24 protein-coding genes and 1 pseudogene are annotated in these 23511 nt (G+C 64.5%); 16 read left to right on the top strand and 9 right to left on the bottom strand.

Annotated elements, in window-relative coordinates; all coding sequences use genetic code 11:
* From ACODRZ_RS24480 to ACODRZ_RS24505, 6 genes and pseudogenes are all read left to right on the top strand, one after another.
* Window positions 1-84, top strand: a pseudogene (locus tag ACODRZ_RS24480) (conjugal transfer protein TrbL); the annotation flags it as partial.
* A 6-nt stretch (window positions 85-90) separates the two neighbouring features.
* Complete coding sequence (gene trbF, locus ACODRZ_RS24485) at window positions 91-774, top strand: conjugal transfer protein TrbF (protein ID WP_006963476.1); 684 nt, start codon at window positions 91-93, stop codon at window positions 772-774.
* Window positions 771-1790 (top strand): P-type conjugative transfer protein TrbG, encoded by a 1020-nt coding sequence (gene trbG / locus ACODRZ_RS24490; protein WP_006963479.1) that lies wholly within the window; start codon window positions 771-773, stop codon window positions 1788-1790. The genes trbF and trbG overlap by 4 nt, the downstream gene beginning before the upstream one ends.
* Window positions 1787-3037, top strand: a complete 1251-nt coding sequence (locus tag ACODRZ_RS24495; protein WP_006963480.1) for a TraB/TrbI/VirB10 family type IV secretion system protein — start codon at window positions 1787-1789, stop codon at window positions 3035-3037. Before trbG ends, ACODRZ_RS24495 begins: the two co-directional genes overlap by 4 nt.
* Complete coding sequence (locus ACODRZ_RS24500; RefSeq protein ID WP_037491780.1) at window positions 3034-3261, top strand: DUF2274 domain-containing protein; 228 nt, start codon at window positions 3034-3036, stop codon at window positions 3259-3261. The genes ACODRZ_RS24495 and ACODRZ_RS24500 overlap by 4 nt, the downstream gene beginning before the upstream one ends.
* A 168-nt stretch (window positions 3262-3429) precedes the next feature.
* The gene (locus ACODRZ_RS24505) at window positions 3430-3630 is read left to right on the top strand and encodes a hypothetical protein (protein ID WP_130753350.1); all 201 of its coding nucleotides are present in this window, start codon (window positions 3430-3432) and stop codon (window positions 3628-3630) included.
* 21 nt (window positions 3631-3651) lie between these two features.
* On the opposite strand, the gene ACODRZ_RS24510 is transcribed toward ACODRZ_RS24505, so the two are convergent.
* Window positions 3652-4269 carry an SOS response-associated peptidase family protein gene (locus ACODRZ_RS24510; protein ID WP_006963484.1) on the bottom strand — a complete coding sequence of 206 codons (618 nt, stop codon included), beginning with the start codon at window positions 4267-4269 and terminating at the stop codon, window positions 3652-3654.
* A gap of 202 nt (window positions 4270-4471) precedes the next feature.
* On the opposite strand from ACODRZ_RS24510, the gene ACODRZ_RS24515 reads away from it, so the two are divergent.
* The 4 genes from ACODRZ_RS24515 (at window position 4472) to ACODRZ_RS24530 (ending at window position 11174) form a co-directional block, all read left to right on the top strand.
* A complete protein-coding gene (locus tag ACODRZ_RS24515; protein ID WP_006963486.1) occupies window positions 4472-5884 on the top strand; it encodes a PAS domain S-box protein in 1413 nt (470 codons plus the stop codon).
* Window positions 5885-6125: 241 nt separating this feature from the next.
* Window positions 6126-6656 (top strand): hypothetical protein, encoded by a 531-nt coding sequence (locus ACODRZ_RS24520; RefSeq protein WP_006963487.1) that lies wholly within the window; start codon window positions 6126-6128, stop codon window positions 6654-6656.
* Window positions 6656-8011 (top strand): CsgG/HfaB family protein, encoded by a 1356-nt coding sequence (locus ACODRZ_RS24525; RefSeq protein WP_087574329.1) that lies wholly within the window; start codon window positions 6656-6658, stop codon window positions 8009-8011. Before ACODRZ_RS24520 ends, ACODRZ_RS24525 begins: the two co-directional genes overlap by 1 nt.
* Before the next feature lie 85 nt (window positions 8012-8096).
* On the top strand, window positions 8097-11174 hold the full coding sequence (locus ACODRZ_RS24530) for a beta strand repeat-containing protein (protein ID WP_006963489.1): 3078 nt from the start codon (window positions 8097-8099) through the stop codon (window positions 11172-11174).
* 584 nt (window positions 11175-11758) lie between these two features.
* Here the strand turns inward: ACODRZ_RS24530 and ACODRZ_RS24535 are convergent.
* The 6 genes from ACODRZ_RS24535 to ACODRZ_RS24560 all read right to left on the bottom strand — a co-directional run bounded on the left by ACODRZ_RS24535 (window position 11759) and on the right by ACODRZ_RS24560 (window position 16228).
* A complete protein-coding gene (locus ACODRZ_RS24535; RefSeq protein WP_006963496.1) occupies window positions 11759-11950 on the bottom strand; it encodes a hypothetical protein in 192 nt (63 codons plus the stop codon).
* Window positions 11947-13146, bottom strand: coding sequence for a cell division protein ZapE (gene zapE / locus ACODRZ_RS24540; RefSeq protein WP_081628127.1), 1200 nt, complete (start codon window positions 13144-13146; stop codon window positions 11947-11949). Before zapE ends, ACODRZ_RS24535 begins: the two co-directional genes overlap by 4 nt.
* Window positions 13147-13259: 113 nt before the next feature.
* The gene (locus tag ACODRZ_RS24545) at window positions 13260-13712 is read right to left on the bottom strand and encodes a GNAT family acetyltransferase (RefSeq protein ID WP_006963504.1); all 453 of its coding nucleotides are present in this window, start codon (window positions 13710-13712) and stop codon (window positions 13260-13262) included.
* Window positions 13709-14122: a DUF983 domain-containing protein gene (locus ACODRZ_RS24550; protein ID WP_006963505.1), complete on the bottom strand. Its 414-nt coding sequence runs from the start codon at window positions 14120-14122 to the stop codon at window positions 13709-13711. Before ACODRZ_RS24550 ends, ACODRZ_RS24545 begins: the two co-directional genes overlap by 4 nt.
* Window positions 14123-14192: 70 nt before the next feature.
* Entirely contained in the window at window positions 14193-15791 is a 1599-nt protein-coding gene (locus ACODRZ_RS24555) for a phosphoenolpyruvate carboxykinase (protein ID WP_006963506.1), read from the bottom strand.
* A 200-nt stretch (window positions 15792-15991) separates the two neighbouring features.
* On the bottom strand, window positions 15992-16228 hold the full coding sequence (locus tag ACODRZ_RS24560) for a hypothetical protein (RefSeq protein WP_006963507.1): 237 nt from the start codon (window positions 16226-16228) through the stop codon (window positions 15992-15994).
* Window positions 16229-16368: 140 nt separating this feature from the next.
* Here ACODRZ_RS24560 and ACODRZ_RS24565 point away from each other — a divergent pair, with 140 nt between their 5' ends.
* The 5 genes from ACODRZ_RS24565 (at window position 16369) to ACODRZ_RS24585 (ending at window position 20485) form a co-directional block, all read left to right on the top strand.
* The gene (locus ACODRZ_RS24565) at window positions 16369-16689 is read left to right on the top strand and encodes a helix-turn-helix domain-containing protein (protein WP_006963508.1); all 321 of its coding nucleotides are present in this window, start codon (window positions 16369-16371) and stop codon (window positions 16687-16689) included.
* The gene (locus ACODRZ_RS24570) at window positions 16686-18359 is read left to right on the top strand and encodes a SulP family inorganic anion transporter (RefSeq protein ID WP_006963510.1); all 1674 of its coding nucleotides are present in this window, start codon (window positions 16686-16688) and stop codon (window positions 18357-18359) included. The genes ACODRZ_RS24565 and ACODRZ_RS24570 overlap by 4 nt, the downstream gene beginning before the upstream one ends.
* An 84-nt stretch (window positions 18360-18443) precedes the next feature.
* Complete coding sequence (gene bktB, locus ACODRZ_RS24575) at window positions 18444-19655, top strand: beta-ketothiolase BktB (RefSeq protein WP_037491786.1); 1212 nt, start codon at window positions 18444-18446, stop codon at window positions 19653-19655.
* An 81-nt stretch (window positions 19656-19736) separates the two neighbouring features.
* Window positions 19737-20039, top strand: a complete 303-nt coding sequence (locus ACODRZ_RS24580) for a DUF167 domain-containing protein (protein ID WP_006963512.1) — start codon at window positions 19737-19739, stop codon at window positions 20037-20039.
* A gap of 140 nt (window positions 20040-20179) precedes the next feature.
* The gene (locus ACODRZ_RS24585) at window positions 20180-20485 is read left to right on the top strand and encodes an alkylphosphonate utilization protein (protein ID WP_006963513.1); all 306 of its coding nucleotides are present in this window, start codon (window positions 20180-20182) and stop codon (window positions 20483-20485) included.
* Window positions 20486-20563: 78 nt separating this feature from the next.
* On the opposite strand, the gene ACODRZ_RS24590 is transcribed toward ACODRZ_RS24585, so the two are convergent.
* Both ACODRZ_RS24590 and ACODRZ_RS24595 read right to left on the bottom strand, forming a co-directional pair.
* Complete coding sequence (locus ACODRZ_RS24590; RefSeq protein WP_037491789.1) at window positions 20564-20881, bottom strand: helix-turn-helix domain-containing protein; 318 nt, start codon at window positions 20879-20881, stop codon at window positions 20564-20566.
* Window positions 20882-20958: 77 nt separating this feature from the next.
* The gene (locus tag ACODRZ_RS24595; protein WP_037491791.1) at window positions 20959-21858 is read right to left on the bottom strand and encodes a fused MFS/spermidine synthase; all 900 of its coding nucleotides are present in this window, start codon (window positions 21856-21858) and stop codon (window positions 20959-20961) included.
* A gap of 660 nt (window positions 21859-22518) precedes the next feature.
* On the opposite strand from ACODRZ_RS24595, the gene ACODRZ_RS24600 reads away from it, so the two are divergent.
* Window positions 22519-23502 carry an AAA family ATPase gene (locus ACODRZ_RS24600; protein ID WP_006963521.1) on the top strand — a complete coding sequence of 328 codons (984 nt, stop codon included), beginning with the start codon at window positions 22519-22521 and terminating at the stop codon, window positions 23500-23502.
* Window positions 23503-23511 lie beyond the last annotated feature (9 nt).

A 23511-nucleotide genomic window follows, 5' to 3' on the forward strand; every position in this document is an offset into this window, starting at 1 on the left:
GGCGCCACCATGGCCGCTCATACCCTGAAGGGCGGCGACAGCCATGGCGGCGGCGCCGGTCCCGACCTCTCGCAGAAGGACTGACACGCAATGTTCAAGCGACCATCGATCCGTTACGGGCAATCGCCCGACCCCGTCACCCCCTATCAGCGCGCGGCGCAGGTCTGGGACGACCGCATCGGCTCCGCGCGCGTCCAGGCGAAGAACTGGCGGCTCGCCTTCTTTGGCTGCCTGGCGCTCTCCGGCGGTCTGGCCGGCGGCCTCGTCTGGCAATCGGCGCGCGGCACGATCATTCCCTGGGTGGTCGAGGTCGACAAGCTCGGCGAGGCGCGCGAGGTCGCGCCCGCCACGGCGGACTATCGCCCCACCGACCCGCAGATCGCGTTCCATCTTGCCCGCTTCATCGAGAATGTCCGCTCGATCCCCGCCGACGGGATCGTGCTGCGGCAGAACTGGCTGCGCGCCTATGACTTCGCCACCGACAAGGGCGCCCTGTTCCTCAACGATTATGCCCGCGCCAATGACCCGTTCGCACAGCTGGGCAAGATCCAGGTCTCGGTCGAGGTGTCGAGCGTCATCCGCGCCTCGAACGACAGCTTCCGCGTGGCCTGGACCGAACGCCGCTATGTCGATGGCGCCCTTGCCGAAACCGCGCGTTGGTCTGCGATCCTGACCGTCGCCGTCCAGACCCCGCGCGATCCCCAGGCCCTCCAGAAGAACCCGCTCGGGGTCTTTGTCGCCAATCTCAACTGGTCGAAGGAACTCAACCCATGATCTGCCTGTCTCCCGCGAGGGCGCGCTCCGGTGCGCTGCTCTGCCTGCTCGCTTCCGTCTCGCTGCTGTCCCTGGGTGCCGCCGCCGAGGCAAAAAGCCGCAGGGCGCCGCCCGCGCCGATGGTCGCGGCCACCCCGGCGCCCGAACCGCGCCGGGCGGTAGAGGTTGTCAGCGTACCGACGCCGCTCCCGCTTCCCGGCCAATTGAAGCCCCTCGAATCCTCCGCCAGCGCCCGTGAACCCGCCGATCCGCGAACGCGCGTCACCGCCGCTAATGCGGCCGCGCGCGTGCAGCCGAGCAAGGGCGGCTATTTCAACGCGATCCAGCAATATCCCTATGCCGATGGCGCCCTTTACCAGGTCTATACCGCGCCCGGTCAGGTCACCGACATCGCCCTTCAGGACGGCGAGGAGCTGGTGGGATCGGGACCGGTCGCGGCCGGCGACACCGTGCGCTGGATCATCGGCGACACCGTGAGCGGGGCCGGATCGGCAAAGCGCGTGCATATCCTGGTCAAGCCGACCCGCGCCGACATCGGCACCAACCTCGTCATCAACACCGATCGGCGCACCTATCATCTCGAACTGCGCGCGACCGCCTCGACCTACATGGCTTCGGTCTCCTGGACCTATCCCGCCGACCAGCTCATCGCGCTGCGGCGCGCCAATGCCGAGCGCGAACGCGGCGCGCCGGTCGCCTCGGGCATCGATATGGAGCGGCTCAATTTCCGTTACCGCCTGTCCGGCGACAAACCGTCCTGGCGGCCCGCCCATGTCTTCGACGACGGGCGCCAGGTGATGATCGAGTTTCCCGATGGCGTCGCCACCGGGGACATGCCGCCGCTCTTCGTGCGCGGCGCCGACGGCAATGCCGAACTCGTCAACTACCGCGTCTCCGGCCGCTACATGATCGTCGACCGGCTGTTCGATGCGGCCGAACTGCGGCTCGCCACCCGCAAGGGTGAGCAGCGAGTCACGATCGAGCGGCAGGACGCCCCTGCGCGGAGGGCGTCATGAACCGGCCGGAACGGGAAGAAGGACCGGGTGAGATGGCGCGGGAGGCGACCGTAGCGCAGCCCGCCAATCCCGGCGCCTTTCGGCTTGCGGGGCCACCGCCGCGCGTCACGCGCCTGTCGCGCAAGGCCCTTGCCGTCATCGGCATGGTCGCCGGGATCGGGATCGGCGGCTCGCTGCTCTATGCGCTGCGCCCGGTCCATCATGCCCCCGCAGTCAATCTCGTCGATACCGACAGCCGCAACAAGGCCGATGTCGTGACCGCCGCGCCGGCGAGCTACGACAAGGTGCCGAAACTCGGCCAGCCTATGCCGGGCGATCTCGGACGGCCGATATTGTCAGCGCAGCAGAATGGGCAGAGCGTGCCGGTGCCGCCGATGGGGCCGGCCGCGGGACAGCCCGATCCGCGTCTCGCCGCCGCCGAGCAGGCTCGCCAGCGCGTGATGCAGGAGCGGGAATCGGCGAGAGCCAGCAAGCTGTTCCTTGGCGCTGAAGGCGCGCGCTCTGCTTCTGCCGCGAACGCTGGCGATGGTGCGCAGACGGCCCGCGCGGTCTCAGCGGGCGATGGTGCTGGCGCGGCGCCGGCTGCCCAACCGACCGGCCAGGCCGCGAAACGGGCTTTCCTCCAGAATGGAGGCAATCGCGCCGTCGTCAGCAATGAGCGGATCATGGCGCCGGCCTCGGCCTACATGGTGCAGGCGGGCAGCGTCATTCCGGCCGCGCTGATCACCGGGATCCGTTCGGATCTGCCGGGCCAGATCACCGCCCAGGTGACGCAGAATGTCTATGACAGCGCGACGGGGCGCATCCTGCTGATCCCGCAAGGCTCGCGGCTGATCGGGGACTATGACAGCGAGGTCTCGGCCGGGCAGAACCGCGTGCTGCTGGCCTGGGATAGGCTGATCCTGCCCGGTGGCCGCTCGATCCTGCTCGACCGCCAGCCTGGCGCCGATGCCGCGGGCATGTCGGGCCTTCAGGACAAGGTGAACTATCATTGGGGCAATATGCTCAAGGCCGCGATGGTCTCGACCCTGCTCGGCGCCGGCACGCAGCTCGTGGCCCAAGGCGATGATGAACTCACCCGTGCGCTGCGCTACGGCATGCAGGACACGATCAACCAGACCGGGCGGCAGGTCGTGCAGCGCGAGATCAATGTACCGCCGACGCTCACCGTGCGGCCGGGGTTTGCGATCCGGGTGGTGATCACCCGCGATCTTGTGCTCGAGCCTGTTCAGGGGGCGCAGCCATGAGCCGGCTGCGTCTGGGGCCGATCCTCGAGGAAAAGCCCGTCAAGCTGACGGTCGAACTCCCGGGCGCGCTGTTCCGGCAGCTTGCCGACTATGCCCGCGCTCATGCGGCTGAGAATGGCTTGTCCGATCCCGTGCCAGTCGAACGGTTGATCGCTCCTATGGTGGAGCGGTTCATTATGAGTGATCGGGGGTTTGTGAGGCGTAGGCGCGGCAACGGTTCCTGATCCGGCAACGGATCGTGCACGGTGCATGATTTTGGCGGCACGGTACGTCCAAAGGGATGACGGGCAGCCATCACGACCCTATCATGGACACCGAAACAAGTCCCCACGGGAACAGGTCGCGCAAGAAGGACAGGCTGCCAAAAAATGCCGCAACGATCGATGCGATTGATGACGATGCTGGCGGAGGAGATCGCCGCGCTCAAGGCAATGGGAAGCACGGCCGACCCGGCGTTCAATCATCTGGTGGATAAAATCGGTTTCTGCTGCGACGAGGCGCTCGATCAACTCTCGCAGCATGAGCCTCTCATGGCTGGCGATCATCCGTCCTGGACGAGATGGCGCAATCCTCTATCGCCGACCAAGCCATAAGCTGCGGCTTGAACCGCCGGTTCAGTCTTCTGGAACATCGCCGGACGCCCACACTTCTGGTGTGCGCTCCAGATAGAAGGCGTCATTGTCATAGGCTTGCTCTAGCGCGAGCAAAGAAGCACCCGCGAGCCAGGCGTCCCATTGCGATGGCGGCAGCAGGATCGGCATCGTCTGGCTGACCGGATCCGCGCACGCATTGGCCACGGTGAGCATGCCGGCAAAGCCGCCGGTCGCCGGATCAGGCGAGCACAGGCCCGCCCATGCGCAGATCGGCACGTCCCAAAGTCCCAACCAGCTGCGCGTGCGATGACCTTTCTCCCCAATGGGATAGGCGACATCCTCGACCGCAATCAGGCAACGCTCGAGCAGGTCCAGCCCAAGGGGCGCGCGGCTGTTACCCGTAATCTCGCGCGCAAACAGCGTCGTTCGCGGCCGATCGCCACGCGTCCGGCTGATCGGGTCTCTTGGCAGGCCCCAGGGCAACGCGTGCAGGTGCCGTCCCCGCGCGCCCGATGTCACGACGATCGCCTTCTCGCCCGGCCAGATGGTCGGTAACCAGTCAAGTGCCGGATCGGGCTTTGCATCGAACAATGTGGCGATCTCCGAGGCGGCGGCGCGACAGCGAATCAAGTGGGTCATGGCCCATCCTTCGCTCGGGATGATTAACGCTTCATGCAATTATGATATGCAGAACATCAATAAGCCAATATAGTCTGTTTTATTGATTGTTCATCGTTGATGGATGCTCTTCCCGGAGCCATCGGCTTTCTGAAAGATTGAGAGTTCTGACGGGCCCGAAGAGAGGATCAGCGAGGCCATTGGCGGAGGCGGGGCAAACGGCATGGACAGGAAGATACGAGAGACCGAAGCCAGGCTCGCAGGCATCGTCGAGTCCGTCATGGATGCGATTATCACCGTCGACGCGCGGCACAGGGTCGTCCTGTTCAACCCGGCCGCGGAAGCCATGTTCGGCATAACTGCCGATGAAGTCCTCGGTCAGCCACTTACCCGGTTCATCCCCGAGAAATTCCGTTCTACGCACGATCAGTTCATTCGCCAGTTTCGCGAGGCCGGCGCGACGACCCGCCGCATGGGTGCGCTCGGCGCGGTAAATGCCCTGCGCGCCAATGGCGAGGCATTCCCTGCCGAAGCCTCGATCTCGCACGTTCGCATCGGTGATGACCATCTGGCGACCGTCATCCTGCGCGACATCACCGAACGCCAACGCAATGAAGAAGCGCGTCAGCTGCTGGCCCGCGAAGTCGATCATCGCGCGAAGAACGCACTGGCGGTCGCACAGGCCCTGGTCTCTCTGACCCGGGCTGAAACGATCGCGGACTATGCTCAAGCCGTGAAGGGAAGACTGTCCGCCCTGGCGCGCGCACACAGTCTCCTCTCCGAAGGCGCCTGGCAGGGCGCCGATCTTGACCGCACGATCGCGGATGAGCTGGCAGCCTACACCAGGCCCGGCCAGAGCATCGTGGCCGGGCCGGCGATCCGCCTCGCGGCCAATGCCGTACAGCCTCTGAGCCTCGTCATGCATGAGCTTGCCACCAATGCCGTCAAGCATGGCGCGCTTCGCCACGCGAGTGGCCAGATCGCGGTTGAATGGGTGATGGAAAGCGATCGGCGGCTCGCGATCAGCTGGACCGAAACCGGCGGGCCGCCCGTGGCTCCGCCCTGCGCCAAGGGGTTCGGCAGCCGGCTCCTCAACGATGTGATCCGCAACCAGCTCCAGGGCGACCTCAGACTCGACTGGGCCCCTTCGGGCTTGCGGGTCACCATATTGCTCAACGATTGCTTCGATGCGCTCGAGAATCGTCGGTCCGCCGCAGGCGCCCCGGCAGCAGAGCCTGCGCGCCAGCAAAGTGACGCTTCAGCGCGGTGCGTGCTGGTGGTCGAGGATGAAGCGCTCGTTGCCCTTGAACTCTCCTCCGGGCTTGAAGATCTTGGCTGGTCGATCATCGGGCCGGCCTCGTCGCTGGAGTCAGCGAGGAAGCTGGCGGGGCAAACAGCGATCATTGATGCAGCCGTGCTTGACATCAATATCGCTGGGCAACTTGTTTATCCCTTAGCTCGCGAACTGCGCGAACGAGGCGTGCCGATCCTGTTTTGCTCGGGCTATGATGCCGTCGATGCCGGGGGTGGTTTGGCGGATGTCCCCATCCTGTCCAAGCCCGTCAATATCGGCGCCCTGCACAGGACGCTCCGCGATATTTCCATCCTCCCTGATCGATCGCCCGGCGCGGCGTGACGCTCTGAGGCAGCGAATCGCCAGACACTCGCGCAGATCGAGGCCATTGACCAGGATGCTTTGCTGATCCGGCCAGACCGCAGCCCCGCCCACGCCGCTCTTTGCTTCCTACGCCATTGCCTGTCTTTCCACGCCGGTCTTTTACGCCCGCAACGCGCTGTTGCCTCCGCTGATTTCATGGCTCTCTTGATGGCCCCCGAAGCCCCGGCACGGTGCCGCGGCCCTTCGGGGGATGATGCTCATGATCTCTTCTGCACCAGGAGGAAGAGCCACTCTGGCGCTTTTCTCCGCGCTCGTTTTTGCAGCGCCGGCGCTCGCCAACAATTATGGCGAAAGCGCCGCCTGGCAATTCCGCACCTCGGCCGACCGCGCCAACCAAGCCGCGATCCTCGACATCATGGAGAAGCGGCGCGCGGGCGGCTATGCGAGCCCGACCTACACGACGACGATCGAGCGCCAGTATAATTGCGGCGTCACCGCGACTGCGACCGGCAATGTGGACAGCCAGACGGCGCTCGCCCATTCGCCGACCACCACCGGCGCGACCTCCGGCGCGCAGGGCAATAGCAGTTCGAGCAGTGTCGAGGGCGCCGGGAGCAGCAGCTCGGGCCAGAGCAACAGCGGCCTCGTCTCCGCTTCGGTCTCGGGCGGGACGACGGTCGCGGTCGATGGCACCGCCTGGCAGGCGCTCAATTCCACCCAGTCGAACAGCGGCGCCCAGAGCGCCAGCGTCACCGGCTCCACCGGCTGCACGTTCGGAGCGCTCAACTGATGGGCGTGGCAACGGCGGGCCGCCGGGAACTGGCCGGGAAGAGGATGGGGCTGCGGGGTGTGGGCGTGCGAGGGGTTGCGCTGCCGCTCCTGGCCCTGGCGCTGCCCGGCTGCGCCAGCATGACCCAGCAGCGGATCGGGATCGGCGAGGAACCGATCGTCGTCGGGCCGCCGGTGCGCGACAATCGCACGCCGATGGACGCGGCGCTTGCCTGCTATGCGGGCTGGCTCGGATCGCGTGGAAACAAGCCGCCGGTCATCGCGGTCGGCGATGTGCGCGACTATACCGGCAAATATTCGGTCAACGAAGGCAATGCGATCACCCAGGGCGGCGCGCTCATGGTGGCGTCTGCGCTCGGCAAGCTGCGCGGCTCGGTGCGGATCGCCGAGCGCTTCGATCCGGTCATCGCCGAGCGCGAACTGGCCTATGCTGACCGCCGGCAACTGGGCGACGGCAAGGTCCATGATCTTGCCGGTCCGTCGGGGCGGCAGGTCGTGCCCTGGCTGCCCTATTTCGGCGGGAGCATAGCGGCTTCCGATTATTACATCGTCGGCGGCATCACCGAACTTAATTACGACATCCGGTCGGGCGGCATCGAAACCGGCGTAAATTCGGTCGGCCCGAAGGCGCGAACCTATACCCAGAGCGTCGCGCTCGATCTGCGCATCGTCGATACCCGCTCGCTGCTCGTCGTGCGCACGGTCAGCCTCACCAAGCAGTTCACCGGCTATGAGACCGGCTTCGGCATCTTCCGCTTCTTCGGCTCCAATCTCTTCGACATCAATATCGGCGCCAAGGGTCAGGAACCGCTCCAGCTCGGTATCCGCACCGCGCTCGAGGAAGCGACGATGCGCCTTATCGGCGCGGTGGCCAGGGTCGATCCCGAGCCTTGCATGAGCCAGGCAAGCTGGGCGGCGAGCGTGCCACTCGCGCCGTCCGTGCAGGGGATCGCGGCCACCTCGACGTTGCGGCAGCGCCTCGCCGCCGATGGTCCGGCGCTCAACGGCCCTGCCGGCGGTGGCGATGACAGCGCGGCGGTCGATGTGCCGCTTCTGTTCGAGACCGGTGTCGACAGCCTGCAGGGCGGTGCGGAAGCGGCGATCGACCGGATCGTCGCGGCGGCCAAGCATGGCGGCGTCTTCGTGACATTGCTCGCCCGTGACAGTGAGACGCTCGATCCCAAGGCGCGCGCGGCGCTGACCGATCGCCGGATTGCGGCGCTGACCGCCGCGCTCACCAGGCAGGGCATCGCCGCAGCGGCGATCTCGCCGGTCTGGCGTCCCGGTCCCACCGATCCCGCCATCCAGCGCGCCGGCGCCGGCCTGCAGCGGCTCGCACGCCTGCGCATTGGCTGATCGTCTCCTCCCTCGCACGAAAGGAGGCGCCCACCCGACACCCGCATGCCCGGTTTCTCGAACAACTTCAGACAAGGATTTTCCCATGAAACAGACTGCATCTTCCTGTTCGACCCGCCGCCAGCGCCTCCTGATGGGCGGCGCGGTTCTCGCCCTTGCCGGCTCGCTGGCCACGCCCGCTTTCGCCACGCCTGATCCCACGCCGGGGATCGACGCGACCGGCGCGCAGGTCATCGTGACCGATCAAAGCAAGGACTGGTCGCCGGTCAGCGCCACTGCGACCAATCCCCTGGTCGAAACCACTGGCGCGGTCGATGGATCGAGCGTCGCCGTCACCGGCAATGCCGTCAGCGCCACCGCGAGGGCCAATAGCGCCAGCGCCGCCCTGACGCCTGATGCGCGCGATCTCGAAGCGGCGACCGGCGGCACCTGGCTGGCGACCGGATCGGACGGCACCGACGGGCAATCGCCGGCCCTCATCGTCACGCGCCAGGCAACCGATGGCGCATCCGTGTCCGCCACCACCACCAATTCCCGTATTCGCGCGCGGCTTGGCGATCTGGTCGACAGCAGCGCTGCGGTCAGCACCAACACCCAGGAAGCCGTTGCGCTGGCCAATGATGCTGCCGATACCCTGTCGCTCACCGGCGTTGCCGTCGGCACCGGTGCCGGCGTGGTCAGTGACCAGTCGGTCGGCGGGGATGCTGCCGTCGCGGCCCGCTTCAGCGGCACGGCGGCGCTCAAGGTCGCCGATGCCCCGCGCAGCGATCTCGATGTGCGCGACAATCTCCAGCGGTCCGTCGCCTATGGCAACAGCGCGAGCAATGCACTGGGTATCGACGCCGTCCAGCTCGATGCGGCGGCGAGCTATGGCATGCCCTCGATCGTCGAGGCCAATGCCAGCGACCCTTCGGTCAATGCCGCTTATGCCGTGCTGGCCGACCAGCGGGTCGGCAGCGCCGTGGCGGCGAGCGCCAATGGCGGCTTCGCCGTCAAGGTGGGTGATACCGCCTTCGCCTCGGACGTGACCAATGGCGACAACAGCCTGGTCGCGGCAGGTTATGGCAACCAGTCTTCCAATGGTCTCGATCTGTCGGCCGATGCCATCGCCAACAATGCCTGGGATGGCGGCGCCGTCGCCAACATCACCAATGTCCAGTCAGCCGCAGCCATTCCCGTGAAGGGGCTCGCCAAGGGCGGAGCCAGCATCGCCATCACCGGCGATGCGGTCGAGGCGAACCTGGATGCCCGCGACAATGCGGTGATTGCGGTGGCGACCGCCAATCGCGCCGATGGCAACCTCCTGTCGGTGACGGCCAATGTGGTCGATGCCGGCGAAGGCTTCGGCGGGGAAGGTCCGGTCGGCACCGCGCTGGTCGACGGCGATGGAATCATGACCGTCACCGCGCCGTTCAGCGTCCAGAATGATCAGCTCAATCAGGCTCGCGTCACCGCAAAGGCGACGGACACGGCGACCCTGATTACTGTCGATACCGGCATCGTTCGATCGAACGCCACGATCACGGGGAACAGCGCTGGGGCGCAAGCCAGCGGCAATGTGGCGACGAACGGGCTGTCGCTCGATGCCAACAGCCTTGCGACAGCGGCCGATCTCAATAGCCTTCAACTCGGCAAGGGCGTGGTCAGCGCCTCTGTCGGCTCTGCGGGCAATCGCGCGGGAGCGATCCTTTCCGCTGCGGGCGATGTGGTCGATTCCAGCCTGACCGTCTCGGACAACAGCCTCACCGCCAGCGCGACCGAGAATGAGGTCGCCAACAGCATGGCCATCACCGCCAATAGCCTGACCAATGCCAGCGGTCATGAAAATGCGCAGGCGGGCATGCTCGATTACGGCGTCGGCGCGGCGGCGGACTATGCCCTGGCCAATACCCAGGAGATCCGGGGTGGCTATCAGCTTCCCGTCGCGGTCAAGGCCTCTGCCTATGGGGACTTCGATGCGACCGCCGGCAACGGCGCGGTGCGTTCCGCGCTCAAGGTCACCGGCAACAGCCAGACCGCCTCGGCGCTCGGCAACGGCGCGGCCAACAGCCTGACCATTGCCGCTACGACGCTGGGCGGTGCCGAGGAGCCGGCGCCTGGATCGGCTCTGTCCTCGACCCAGGCCGCTTATACCAATGTCGATGCCGTCTCCGACATGCAGCTTGGAGTGACCACGGCAGCGGTCGATTCCAGCCTGCTCCTGTCGAACAACAGCAATGTGGTGCGGGCCCATATGAACGATGCGACCAACAGTCTCGGGGTCGACACGCTTAGCGCCGGATCGCTGAGCGGGGAGCCTGCGGCAGCGCTGGTGGATGTCGGTTATGCCTCGCAGGTCATGGGCGATCATGTCCTCGCCAGTAACCAGATCGCCGATGGTAGCGTCAGCGCGACGGCGGTGACGACCGGTCAGTCCGTGGATCCCTCGGTGTCGTTCGTTCGCTCCAGCTTCGAGGCGAGCGGCAACGAGACGCTGGCCGAGGCCGTCGCGAACAATGCGGCCAACAGCCTTGCACTGACCTCGGCGGTACAGGGCGGCGCCAGCGCCGGCCTGCTCAACCAGCAGTCGAACTATGCCTCTGTCGGTGCGCAGGCGACCAGCGCCTATGGCATCGGCGCGCACGCCTCGTCCGATGCCTCCAGCCTCGTCGATGGCAATGTGACCACGGCCATGGCCCGCGGCAATATGGCGACCAATATGCTCGCCGTAAGCGGCGTGGCCGAAGACGACTGCACGCCGGACCTCGCCTCGATCACCACCGGCGCGCTCAACAGCGCCATGGCGCCCGCGCTCCTGTCCAACGTCCAGATGAACGCGGGTGGGGTGTCGGCCTATGTCGCGAGCCCGACCGTCTCGGTCAGCTATGGCAGCGCCGGGGTCAGCGACAGCCGCCTTGGCGTGACCGGCAACAGCGTCTCGGCGGCCGCTTATGGCAACAGCGCCACCAACATGGTGACGCTGGCTTCGCTCGGCAGCTTGCCGGCGTCCGGCATCAGCAGCGTCCAGACCAATAGCGGCGCTGTCACGGCCCAGGTTACCAATGCGGCCTATACAGTCACGTCGCCGGATATTTCGACGAGCCGGATTGGCATCTCGGGCAACAGCATCAGCGCATCGGCAGTAGGGAACGCGGCCACGAGCAAGGTCACGGTCTCGCGCTGATCCGCGCGGCGGGCGGCGCCACAAGCCCCTGGACCGCCCGCCGCATGCGGGAAAGGCCGTCACGCTTCCCCCGGCGTGGCGGCCTTTTGTCTGTCGCTCTTGGGCAGGGTGCCGCCTTCATCGCAGGCGACTCCCGTTCAGTCGGAAGATCCTCAAATTATGGGAGGTGGTTCATGATGCCGTTTATCGTTCCCGCGTCGAACGAACCACGTGAAGCCCCTGGGCGTGGCGGCTTGACCAAGCGTCAGTTTCTCGAATTGTCCTTGTCGTGGCGCTCGCTGTTGCGGCGTGCATTCTGCCGGTCATGGGCACGTCCTCCCGCGACGGTCACGGCGAAAAACAGCACGAGCAACAGCAGGGAGATGAGAATGATCGCAAATATTACCACAGGGACCCTCCTCAAACGGGACAGAAATCCAGGACCGGCACGTCACGGGCATGCGGGACTCATCATAATTCACGAACCTTCTCTCATCGGTCATCTGAAGGAAGCCGATGGGAGGAGCAGCGCGAAGTGTCCGCGCCCGATCGGGATCGGAACTGGTCGGATGGCGGACCACCCAGAGATGGTGGTCAGGCCTGTCTCAGCGACCCGACCGCTGTTCGAAGAGCTGCGCCTTCTCATACATGTCCTTCCAGGCGGCAGCCGCGCGCAGCGAGCGTTCCCTGACCAGCGGAAGCGAGGCCGCCTGAGCCTCGGCGAGACAGGCGTCGAGCCGATGGCGGTAGAATTCACTGTTGCGGACAGTGGGCTTCAAACTGGGCTTCGGCTTCATGTCGGCATATCCTCTGTTGCCGCACTGGCGCGATCGGAACCTTGGCGGATCTGAGCCAGCGGCAGGCTCTCCGTGTCGGTGCTCACGCCATGGCCACGCGCGAGATAATCGCGAGAGCCCATCTCATTGAGACGCGAGATGGTCCGCTCGAATTCGAACGCATCGTCCGATGCGCAGTAGAGGGTGTCGGGATCACGATCAGCCGACGCGAGCAGCTTGACGCCATTTTCGTAGAGCGTGTCGATCAGGGTCTTGAACCGGGTCGCCTCCGATTTCCGGTTGGCGTCGAGGACAGGAATACCGACCAGAATGAGGGTGTGATACCGATGCGCCAGGGCCATGTAGTCAGGAATGCCGCGCGGCTCGCCGCACAGGCGTTTGAACGAGAAAACCGCAACGCCCTTCAAGGATTTGGGGACGAACAGTTCCCGGCCGCCCTTGATCGGCACTGTCTCCGAAGGAACATGCTCGCGGTCTTCAACCGGGAAATCGGTCAGCCGGAAGAAGGACCGGCTCAGAGCCTCGGTCGCGGCATCGCCGTTGGGCACATGCCAGGTCTGGAAGCCCCCCAGGCGCTGAAGGCGATAATCGGTGGGACCATCGAGCGAAAGGACGTCGAGCCGGTCCTCCAGCAGCGCGATGAACGGCAGGAAATGTTCGCGGTTGAGGCCGTTCTTGTAGAGATCGCGAGGCGGCCGGTTCGATGTCGCAACAACGGTCACGCCAGTGCCGATGATCCGGGTAAACAGCCGGGAGAGGATCATGGCGTCAGCCGAGTTGGTGACGATCATCTCGTCGAATGCGATCAGCCGGGCTTCACTGGCAATCGCATCGGCCACTGGCAGGATCGGGTCGCCGGTTTCCCTGGCGCGCTCGACGCGGAGCCGATCATGGACTTCCTGCATGAACTCATGGAAATGGACGCGCCGCTTGTCGGCAATGTCGACGCAATCGAAGAACAGATCCATGAGCATCGACTTGCCGCGCCCCACGCCGCCCCAGAGATAGACGCCGCGGACGGGTTCGGGTTTGCGCCGGCTAATCCGGGCCAGGAGACCAGGCCGCTGAGCCTGCATTTCCAGATCGGTGACAGCCTTGCCGAACCGAAGCGCGACCTGGCGCTGTGCGTCGTCGGGGCGCAACTGTCCTGTTGCAATAGCGTCTTCGTAACGTGCGATGACTCTGCTCTGTGGCAAGGCCTGTTACTCCAAATATTGTCTGCCTGAAAAAGTACCACCGGCTCGGATCAGCCGCGCAGGTTGCCAGACGCCACCGGCCGCAGGCCTGAAGCATCACTCGGCCAGACCGTTCAGGGTGCTTCGGATTGCTGCTCGCGATGACACTCGCGAGTGATGCGGCGATAGAAGAACCGGAATGCGTCTTCATCATAGCCGATCGCTTCATAGAAACGTGCAGCATCTGCATTGTCGGCGCGAACCATGAGCTGGACCTTGAGCGCGCCGAACCGGCCGAGCCATTCCTCGCAGTGCCCGATGAGCTTGCGGCCGATCCCCCAGCGCCGGAAATCGGCATCGACGCCCAGATAATAGATCCAGCCGCGATGCCCGTCCCATCCGCACATCGCCGTCCCAATCAGGCGTGGTCCGGCGAAGGCCCCGATGATCGTGGAGGCGGGGCCATCGAGCGCCTTGCGGGCATCCGCCGCGGCATCGTTCCAGGGCCTGGTCAGTCCGCACGCGTCCCACAGCCTTGCGGCATCGCCGACTTCGCCTGGGACAAGCGTGCGTAATTCTATCGTCATGCTTCGGCGTCGTCCGGGCTCTGTCCCGGGCGCTCCTTCTGGAAGCCGTGCATGCCGAACCACCACTGCACGGCGATGATGACGCCCTTGGCCGGTTGCAGGAGCCCGATCATCAGGAGGATGGCGAGCGGCAGGACGATGGCCACCATGGCCGATACGGACAGGTCCGCGTCGCGGGCCAGGGCGATGATCAGCGGCGCCATCAGGTGCCCGGTCACGAAGATCGAGACATAGGCGGGAAAGTCATCCGCCTGTTGGTGCGTCCAGTCCTGGTCGCACCGCACGCAGCGCGGGATGGGTTTGAGAAAGCGCCCGAACAGGCGCGCCTCGCCGCAGCGGGGACAGCGCCCGCGCAAGCCACGCGAGATTGCCGTCCAGCCCGAAGCAGGCAGGATGACCGCTGTGGTCACCGGGCCGGCTTCAGGCGAGGTGGCGGACTTTGTCTCTTCTGCAAATGTGTCAAAGGGAGAGCGCATAAGATCAGGCATTAAACATCCCGGGAGGCGCGGCAGCCCGGATGCTCTCGTCGACATGCGCGACGAATTGCGTGAAATTGCGGCGGAAACGGTCGGCGAGGCCGCGTGCCGCCTGATCATAGTCTTCGGCCTTTGCCCATGTCGCGCGCGGATCGAGTATCGTGCTGTCGACGCCTTCCACCGCGATCGGCACCGCGAAGCCGAAATTGGGGTCGATCCGGAACTCCGCCCGCTTGAGTTTGCCCGACAGCGCGGCACCCAGCAGCGCGCGGGTCACCTTGATCGGCATCCGCGAGCCGGTGCCGTACTGGCCACCGGTCCAGCCGGTATTGACCAGCCAGCAATCGACCCCGCCCTTGGCGATGCGCCGGCGCAGCAGGTTGCCATAGACGCTGGGATGGCGCGGCATGAACGGGGCGCCGAAGCAGGTCGAGAAAGTGGCTTCGGGTTCGGTCACACCCAGTTCGGTCCCCGCCACCTTGGCCGTGTAACCGGACAGGAAGTGGTACATCGCCTGTTCGGGCGTGAGATGGGCGATCGGCGGCAGCACGCCGAAGGCGTCGGCCGTCAGCATGATGATGTTCTTGGGCACTGGTCCCATGTTCTCGGAGGAGGAATTGGGAATGAAATGGATCGGATAGGCGCCGCGGCTGTTCTCGGCGAGCGAGGCATCATCAAGGTCGAGCGTCCGGGTCTCGGGATCCATGACGACGTTTTCGAGGATGGTCCCGAAGCGCCGCGTCGTGGCGTAGATCTCCGGTTCGGCTTCAGCCGACAGGCGGATCATCTTGGCATAGCAGCCACCCTCGAAATTGAAGACGGCGGTGTCCGACCAACCATGCTCGTCGTCGCCGATCAGCGTGCGCGAGGCGTCGGCGGACAATGTGGTCTTGCCCGTGCCCGAAAGCCCGAAGAAGATCGCGGTGTCGCCGTCGGGGCCGATATTGGCCGAGCAATGCATGGGCATCACGCCCTGCCTGGGCAGGACATAGTTGAGGATCGTGAAGACCGCCTTCTTCATCTCGCCGGCGTAGCCGGTGCCGCCGATCAGGATCAGCTTGTTCATGAAGTCGATGGCGATCACCGTCTTGGAACGACAGCCATGCCGTTCGGGATCGGCCCGGAAGCTCGGCAGGTCGATGATGGTGTAGTCCGCCTGGAAGTCGCGCAGCTCGTCCGCGGTCGGCCGCACCAGCATGGTGCGCACGAAAGCCGAATGCCAGGCCAGTTCGGTGAAGATCCGCACGCCGACGCGATATTCAGGCTGCGAACCGCCGAAGAGATCCTGCACGAACACCTCGTCCAGCGTGCCGAGATGCCTGGTGAAATCCTCGCGGAGCTTTTCGAAGGCTTCTCCGGTCATCGGCTTGTTCGAGGCCCCCCACCAGACATCGTTCTTGGTCTCGGCGTCGCGAACGATGAACTTGTCCTGCGCCGAGCGCCCGGTGTGCTTGCCGGTCTCGACCACCAGGGCGCCATGTTCGGACATGAGACCTTCGCTGCGCTGCAAGGCGCGTTCCACCAGCTGCGGCGTATCGAGATTCTCATGCAGCAGGGCGCCGGGTTTGATGGCGGCTTGCGGCCGGGTGAGGGTCATGGTCATGCGGTCGGTGCCTCTCTGGTCTGATGATGGGGGAGGGAGTGACGTTTCAATCGCTGGCGGGATCGGGAGGCCCATAGCGGGGCGACAATCTCGGACGCCGGACCCGGTCAGCGGTTTGCGGAAGCGCGCTGGCGACGGCTCCGACGCGATGATTTTTGGTTTCCGGTCGCAAGCGCGACGAAGACTTTCGGATGCGGCGATCAGGCATGACGGTTCTCGCGCGCTTCGCGCGGCGTGATGCCCGATGCCGCATGATTGCCTCTGTCGATGGCCTTGGCGAGTTCCGACATGAGACCGGCCGCCTCATGGGGTTTGAGTTCGGCCTCGCCAAGAGTTCCATCGGCAAGATGGAACGTCACCACGATCCGGAAATCCCCTGGCCTGAAATCTTCCGCCAAGGCCGGGAGAAGCCGCAGATGAACGCCAATGCCGTTCACCGGCAAACGCCCGGCGTTCGCGGCATCTGCGGGACTGACGACCGCAGAAGATGATTCAATGGATGGCATAAAGCATATATACAACCGCACATTAAATTGTTAATCCTACATTTTGATGTATTAAACATCATGAGGCCATTATGATCACATCGCAGCAAATGCGCGCCGCGCGTGCCCTTCTCGGGCTCGACCAGCGCCAGCTCGCTGAACTCGCCGGACTGTCCCTGCCAACCATTCAGCGCATGGAATCCTCGGATGGGCAGGTGCGCGGGGTGGTCGATACGCTGGTGAAAGTGATCACCGCGCTCGAGGGGGCGGGCATCGAGATCATCGGGGAAAACGCGCCGAGCACAGCAACCGGGCGCGGCGTCCGCCTGAGCGAAAGGGTTGACGGCAAACGCATCGGGCTCAGCCAGTCGATCCTGTATGACAAGGCGGTCGCCAGGGAAACTCAACCATGACGGCCTCCTACACGCCCAAGCTGGTGACCGTCCTGCGCGAGGGTTACGCGCCGGCTACTTTCTGGCGTGACGCGATAGCCGGCCTGACCGTTGCGATCGTGGCCTTGCCGCTGGCGATGGCGCTTGGCATCGCCAGCGGCGCATCGCCCGACAAGGGGCTCGTCACGGCCGTCGTCGCCGGCTTCCTGATCTCCGCGCTTGGCGGGTCGCGCGTTCAGGTCGGCGGCCCGACCGGCGCCTTCGTTGTCGTCATCTTCAACGTCATCGCCCAGCACGGCTATGATGGCCTGCTCGTCGCCACCCTGCTTGCCGGCTTGATCCTGATCGCCGCCGGCGTTTTCCGTCTCGGACGGCTGATCAAATATATTCCCCATCCCGTTGTGACCGGGTTCACCGCCGGGATCGCGGTCATCATCGCCTCGAGCCAGGTGAAGGATTTTCTGGGGCTCGCTATCGACAAGGTGCCGGCCGACTTCATTCCCAAATGGCAGGCCTATCTTGGGGCCATATCGACCATCCATGCCGCCACCGTTGCGGTCGGCGCCGGCGCGCTGGCGATCATCATCGTCCTGCGCAAGTTCGCGCCCAAGCTTCCCGGATTCCTGATCGCGGTGGTGGTCAGTTCGGTCGCCGTTGCCGTGCTCAAGCTGCCGGTCGACACGATCGGTTCTCGTTTTCCGGACATTCCCGCCGGCCTGCCGATGCCTGCGCTGCCGGCGATCTCTCTCGCCAAGCTCAACGCCGTGCTGCCTTCGGCGTTCACCATCGCCTTTCTGGCCGGCATCGAGGCGCTGCTCTCCGCGGTCGTCGCCGACGGCATGGCCGGAACCCGGCATCGCTCCAATCAGGAACTGATCGGTCAGGGTGTCGCCAATCTTGGTTCGGCCCTGTTCGGCGGCCTTCCTGCTACCGGGGCGATCGCCCGCACGGCGACCAACATCCGGTCCGGGGCCAAGACCCCGGTCGCCGGGATCATGCATGCGGTCTTCCTGCTGCTGTTCGTCGTGTTCGGGGTGAAGCTCATGGCCTTCGTGCCGATGACGGCACTGGCGGCGATCCTGTTCATGGTCGCCTGGGGCATGAGTGAGTATGAGCGGTTCATCGCCCTGCTGCGTATGCCCAATAGCGACCGGGCTGTGCTGCTGCTCACCTTCGGCCTCACCGTGCTGGTCGATCTCACCGTTGCGATCGGCGTCGGGGTCACGCTGGCGTCGCTGCTGTTCATGACGCATATGGCCGAAACGGTCGAAGTCGATGCCAGCGGCACACAGGACCCCGATGTCGATTCCGAGGACGTCCACCAGCGCGATGCCTTGCCGGCAGGCGTCGAGGTGTTTCGCATCACCGGGCCGTTCTTCTTCGGGGTCGCCGGCGAACTTCTCGATACGCTGCGCCGTGTCGGCCAGTCGCCCAGGGTGATCATCCTGCGCATGCGCCTCGTGCCCCTGCTCGATGCCAGCGGCGTGCAGGCGCTCGGGGAGTTCATCGAACAGGCGCACATTGCCGGCGCCCAGGTCGTGCTCTCGGGTGTCCAGCAACAGCCAAAAACCATGCTCGAGCGTGTCCGCCTCGGTGGCCACTCGGACAAGCTCTTCTACGCGGCCGACTTCGCCAACGCCCAGGCGCTCGCGCTTCGCTTGCTCGAAAGCCCCGAGCCCCCACGTCCCTGATTTCGCCGCCGGCTCCCGAGAGCCGAAAGCATGTATCCGTCCGTGCGCCCGGTCGGGCGCCTTTGCTGTCGAAAGGTATTATTCTTGAAAGACGTCGTGATCCTGTCCGGAGCGCGTACCGCCATCGGTGATTTCGGGGGCAGCCTGAAGGATGTCGCGCCTTGGGAGCTCGGGCGCATCGTCATTGCCGAAGCGATCAGGCGGGCCGGTATCGAACCCACCGATATCGGACATGTGGTTATGGGCCAGGTCATCCAGAGCGAACCGCGCGACGCCTATGTGTCGCGCATCTCCGCGATCGCGGCCGGCATTCCGGACAAAACCCCCGCTTTGACGCTGAACCGTCTGTGCGGATCGAGCGTCCAGGCCATCGTTTCGGTCGCTCAGATGATTATGTTGGGCGAATGCGACATGGCCGTCGCCGGCGGTGTCGAGAGCATGAGCCAGTCGCCCTATGTCGTCAAAGCGATGCGCTGGGGCAAGCGCATGGGCGACGAAGCCATGATCGACGCCATGGAGGCCATCCTGAATGACCCGTTTGGCGCAGGCCACATGGGCGTGACCGCGGAAAACGTCGCCGATCGGCACGGCATCACGCGCGAACAGCAGGACGCGCTCGCGGCGGAAAGCCACCGGCGCGCGGCGCTGGCGCAGCAGGAAGACCGGTTCGGCGAGCAGATCGTCCCCGTCGAGGTCAAGCGTCGGGGCGGATACTTCCTGTTCAAGGTTGACGAGCATGTGCGCGCAGACACATCGCCATCGGGGCTGGCCGATCTCAAGCCGCTGTTCCGCAAGGAAAGCGGCACGGTCACGGCCGGCAACGCCAGCGGGATCAACGATGGCGGCGCGGCGCTGGTGCTGGCTTCGGCCGAGGCCGCCAAGGCAAGGGGCCTTACGCCGCGCGCGCGTATCGTGAGTTGGGGACATGCGGGCGTTGCACCCGAGGTCATGGGGCTGGGGCCGGTCGAAGCCGTTCCCATCGCCCTCAAGCGCGCAGGCCTTTCGCTGGATGACATCGATGTGATCGAGGCCAACGAAGCCTTTGCCGCCCAGGCTTGCGCGGTCGCCAAGTTGCTCGATTTCCCGCCGGAAAAGGTCAATCCGAACGGCAGCGGTATAGGCCTTGGCCATCCTGTGGGTGCGACAGGCGCGATCATCACTATCAAGGCGCTCCATGAGCTGGAACGCATCGGTGGGCGCTATGGACTCGTGACCATGTGCATCGGCGGCGGCCAGGGGATCGCTCTCGTCATCGAGCGGCTGTCGCGCGACGATGCCGCGCATGCCCATCATTGATGGCAATCGCGGATGTTCCGCATGGGCGTTGCGGCGTTGCGGCCCATGTGGGAACGGCCAGCTGGGAGGACGAGTAAACTGATGGCGCGTCGACGGACCCTTTTCCCTTCGCCCGATGAAATCCGCGCATTGGCCGATGAGGCAGGGCGGCTGTCCATTCGGGTGACGCCCAATGCGTCTGCCGACGCTGTCCAGATGCCTGCCGACAAGGACAATGGCGTCCTTCAGCTTCGCGTCACCGCGACGCCTGAAGACGGCAAGGCCAATGAGGCCGTGTTGCGTCTTCTCGCCGATGCGCTCAAGCAGCCTGTCTCGAGCCTCGAACTTCTTCGCGGCGGCGGCGCCCGCCACAAGTTGGTCCGGATTGCCGGCACATCCAGCTGACAGTTCAGATGGCCGCGACCGCGCATGGAATGGCACGATGTTGGTTTAGCATTCTGGTTTCACGAAAGCCGGCCTGCCGCCGTGATCGAACTGAGACCTTTTGCCCGCCTGACGGGCTCAACTGAACTTTGGAGAATCCGATGAGTGATGACGAATATGTGTATGACGACGAATCCGGGGAATGGATGCCTGCCTCGGAACTGGCCGAGCGCAGAGCCTCCGCCGGGCGGATTGAAGTGCGCGATGCTGTTGGAAATCTGCTTGCCGACGGCGATCAGGTGACTCTGATCAAGGATCTCGAGGTCAAAGGCGCAGGCCAGACGCTCAAGCGCGGCACGTTGATCAAGTCGATCCGCCTGACGGGCGATCCGCAGGAAATCGACTGCCGTTACGAAGGGATCAAAGGCTTGGTACTGCGGGCGGAGTTTGTTCGGAAGAGAGGCTAGCCGTTCGACCAAAGGGCTTGGGCGCACCGCGTTCTTCGATCTCTCCAGCAGTTCCCCCGATCAACGCGAAGAGGTCGATCAGTCGGGATCGGGAAGGGGGGCCTTGTCGTAAAAGAGCGTGAGCTTTTCGCGGGGCGCCTCGCCGCTGCGCGTCTCGCGCAGTCGCACGCCTCGCCCAAGCCCTGCGCTTGGTGCATTCTCACCCAGAAGTTCGATCCCGGCACTTTCGATCGCGCTGATGACCTTCATCACTGTGCCCACCACACCGCGTACCTGCCCATCGGAGGCCTCCATACGCTGGATCGTGGGCAGTGAAACGCCGGAAATCTCGGAGAGTCCGCGTTGGTCGATACCGAGCATCGCTCTGGCCGCACGCATCTGTTGGGATGTGATCATCGCGCCGGGGTGATATATAAAACATCAAATGGCAAGGCTGAAAAGCGAGAAGGCACGATCATTCGCGTAAGGCAGGCTCAGACCCCCGCCTTGACGTGCCAGCGCCGCAGCGCGGGCCCGATCCGGCGCTGCTTGGCGCCGTAGTCGATCGTGCGATCGGCGAGCAGTCGATCGGGAAGGCTCTGGAAAGGCGAGCTAGTAGGCGGAAAGGTCGGGTCGGCGCTTGCGAACACGATGCGATTGCCGCCATTTTCCGCGACGACGGAGAGCGCCTGGCCGTTGAAGGCGGCACGGATCCGACGCAGCAGCCTGGAGTAGGACAGAAAATTGTTGCACAGGTTGGCGACGAGCAGCCCATCTGGGCTCAGGCGCGCGCGGCAGGCCGAATAAAACTGCGCCGTACTCAGGCTTTTAGGAAGGCCACGGCTGTCGAAGCCGTCAACCAGCAGCACGTCGGGACGGCCCGGATCTTTCGACACGAACTCCACCCCATCCGCGTGGATGACCCGGAACCTGTGGTCGTCATCGGGGATGCGGAACCGTTCGCGCAGCGCAATCACCTGAGGATCGATCTCCACCACGCTAATGTCGCAATCGGGCAAGGCGCGGTAGCAGGCCTTGGCCAGTGAGCCGCCGCCAAAGCCGATCATTTCGATCCGGCAAGGATCGGGACGGAACAGCCGGAACGCCATCATCATCCGCGTATAGTCGAATAGGAGATGATCGGGATCGCTGACACGCATGCCACTCTGAACCGTCGACCAGTTGAACAGGAGCGAGAGCATGTCGCCGAAGCGAAACAGCATCGGCCCACGCTCGCCGAACGGCGCATCGAGTGCAATGGGGATGTGGCCTCCGCGCGCGGATGGCTGCTGACGGGAGAAGCCTGGCTCAGGTCGGTCGAACCCCATGGCGAAGACGACGTCGTAGAACAGATCCATGTCGAGGTCTGGCAGATCGCCCGCAGCGTCGGTCATGACCAGGCAGCAATGCAGATCGCGCGCGTCAGAAAGGCAGGGAGACCGACCATCTGCTATAACTAGATTTTAGATCGCCAAAAATCAAATATGATCTTTAATATAGATGTATAAAACATCATTCGTTAGGTCTGTCGCTTGATGCGGTGCTGATGGTGGCCACGGCCAATAGCGCCGACGCCAATCTTCTCTCGGTGACGGCCACGCGACCGATGCCGGCGAAGGCTTCGGAGGTCAGAGGAAGGGACCGATCGGCAGCGGGCTGGCCGATGGAGACGGGGCATGATTGTCATCGGAAGGCTCAGTGTCTAGAACGGCCAGATGCCTCCGTCGCACGTTACGGCCCTGGCCGTCAGTCTGGCCTGCACGATGGCAACGAAAAGCCGGATCTACCTTTTCGGCAACAGTATCAGCGCGTCGGCGGTCCGGGGTGCGGCCACGAGCACGGCCACGAGCACGGCCACGGTCTCGCGCTGATCCGCGGGGCTAGCAGAGCCACAAACCCTTGGACCGCCCGCCGCATGCGGGAAAGGCCGTCACGCTTCCCCCGGCGTGGCGGCCTTTCGTAGTCGGGATTTATCATGTTCCGATGCAGGAAATCATGGCAGATTCAGGAAATCCGGCTATGCTTGCGGCACAAGGAAAGGCTTATACGGACCCATGGCGCGCGGTGAACTGATGAAGAAATTGCTGGCCAGCTACGGCAAGGATGAGGAGTTCCGTGCCGTTGCCGAGCAGATCATCAGTGAGGAAGAGAAGAAAAACAATCGCGTACTCGCGCGCTCCCTCCGCCGTTCACTTGATGCCGCGCCATCGCGCCCGACTAAACCCAAGGCGCTGGCGCCGCTCATTCCTTTCCCTGAAGCCGCAGGCGACTTCATCGAACTGGTGGAGCCGACGCACAACAAGCAGGATATCATCCTGTCGAGTGAGAATATCCGCATTTTCCTCGATCTTCTGCGGGAGTTTCGGCGGGCCGATGATGTCCGTCGTCGCGGCTTGCCTGTTCGTTCCAAGCTGTTGTTTTGCGGCCCTCCGGGCTGCGGCAAGACGCTCTGCGCGGAGATATTTGCAGCCGAGCTCGGCATGCCGCTCTACATCGTCAAGCTTGACCGCCTGATCTCCTCCTATCTGGGCGAGACCGCGACCAATGTCCGCAAGCTGTTCGAGTTCGCTCGCAAGCAGCCCACGGTCCTTTTCTTCGACGAATTTGATGCGCTAGCCCGCGCCCGCGAGGACGGGGGCGAGCACAATGAGCTGCGGCGCGTCGTCAACAGTCTGCTGATCTTCATCGACCGGATCGAGCCCAAGGGTTTTCTGGTCGCAGCCACCAATCTCGATCAATCGCTTGATCCGGCTATCTGGCGACGCTTCGATGAGGTGATCTGGTTCGATCCACCCGAAACCCGCATGATCGCGCGTTTTCTCACGATGAAGTTCAAGAATGTCGCGCTGGCTTTCGACCCGCAAACACATATTGGAGAGCTTTCGGGCTATTCCTATGCCGAGCTGGATCGCATCTGCATCCAGGCGATCAAGGCGTCGGTGATCGACAAACGAAAACAGGTCAGGGAGCAGGATTTCCTTCATGCCATCGCCGATGAACGACGCCGTCGGCGCAGAGCCGACCGAATGACCTCCTGACCCCCGCCG

It is taken from the genome of Novosphingobium sp. FG90, from assembly GCF_057808725.1.

Excerpts from the sequence above, each read along its gene's own strand:
- trbF (WP_006963476.1), top strand. The coding sequence starts at position 91 with ATGTTCAAGCGACCATCGATCCGTTACGGGCAATCGCCCGACCCCGTC.
- trbG (WP_006963479.1), top strand. The coding sequence starts at position 771 with ATGATCTGCCTGTCTCCCGCGAGGGCGCGCTCCGGTGCGCTGCTCTGC.
- ACODRZ_RS24495 (WP_006963480.1), top strand. The coding sequence starts at position 1,787 with ATGAACCGGCCGGAACGGGAAGAAGGACCGGGTGAGATGGCGCGGGAG.
- ACODRZ_RS24500 (WP_037491780.1), top strand. The coding sequence starts at position 3,034 with ATGAGCCGGCTGCGTCTGGGGCCGATCCTCGAGGAAAAGCCCGTCAAG.
- ACODRZ_RS24505 (WP_130753350.1), top strand. The coding sequence starts at position 3,430 with ATGACGATGCTGGCGGAGGAGATCGCCGCGCTCAAGGCAATGGGAAGC.
- ACODRZ_RS24510 (WP_006963484.1), bottom strand. The coding sequence starts at position 4,269 with ATGACCCACTTGATTCGCTGTCGCGCCGCCGCCTCGGAGATCGCCACA.
- ACODRZ_RS24515 (WP_006963486.1), top strand. The coding sequence starts at position 4,472 with ATGGACAGGAAGATACGAGAGACCGAAGCCAGGCTCGCAGGCATCGTC.
- ACODRZ_RS24520 (WP_006963487.1), top strand. The coding sequence starts at position 6,126 with ATGATCTCTTCTGCACCAGGAGGAAGAGCCACTCTGGCGCTTTTCTCC.
- ACODRZ_RS24525 (WP_087574329.1), top strand. The coding sequence starts at position 6,656 with ATGGGCGTGGCAACGGCGGGCCGCCGGGAACTGGCCGGGAAGAGGATG.
- ACODRZ_RS24530 (WP_006963489.1), top strand. The coding sequence starts at position 8,097 with ATGAAACAGACTGCATCTTCCTGTTCGACCCGCCGCCAGCGCCTCCTG.
- ACODRZ_RS24535 (WP_006963496.1), bottom strand. The coding sequence starts at position 11,950 with ATGAAGCCGAAGCCCAGTTTGAAGCCCACTGTCCGCAACAGTGAATTC.
- ACODRZ_RS24545 (WP_006963504.1), bottom strand. The coding sequence starts at position 13,712 with ATGACGATAGAATTACGCACGCTTGTCCCAGGCGAAGTCGGCGATGCC.
- ACODRZ_RS24555 (WP_006963506.1), bottom strand. The coding sequence starts at position 15,791 with ATGACCATGACCCTCACCCGGCCGCAAGCCGCCATCAAACCCGGCGCC.
- ACODRZ_RS24565 (WP_006963508.1), top strand. The coding sequence starts at position 16,369 with ATGATCACATCGCAGCAAATGCGCGCCGCGCGTGCCCTTCTCGGGCTC.
- ACODRZ_RS24570 (WP_006963510.1), top strand. The coding sequence starts at position 16,686 with ATGACGGCCTCCTACACGCCCAAGCTGGTGACCGTCCTGCGCGAGGGT.
- ACODRZ_RS24580 (WP_006963512.1), top strand. The coding sequence starts at position 19,737 with ATGGCGCGTCGACGGACCCTTTTCCCTTCGCCCGATGAAATCCGCGCA.
- ACODRZ_RS24585 (WP_006963513.1), top strand. The coding sequence starts at position 20,180 with ATGAGTGATGACGAATATGTGTATGACGACGAATCCGGGGAATGGATG.
- ACODRZ_RS24590 (WP_037491789.1), bottom strand. The coding sequence starts at position 20,881 with ATGATCACATCCCAACAGATGCGTGCGGCCAGAGCGATGCTCGGTATC.
- ACODRZ_RS24595 (WP_037491791.1), bottom strand. The coding sequence starts at position 21,858 with ATGACCGACGCTGCGGGCGATCTGCCAGACCTCGACATGGATCTGTTC.
- ACODRZ_RS24600 (WP_006963521.1), top strand. The coding sequence starts at position 22,519 with ATGGCGCGCGGTGAACTGATGAAGAAATTGCTGGCCAGCTACGGCAAG.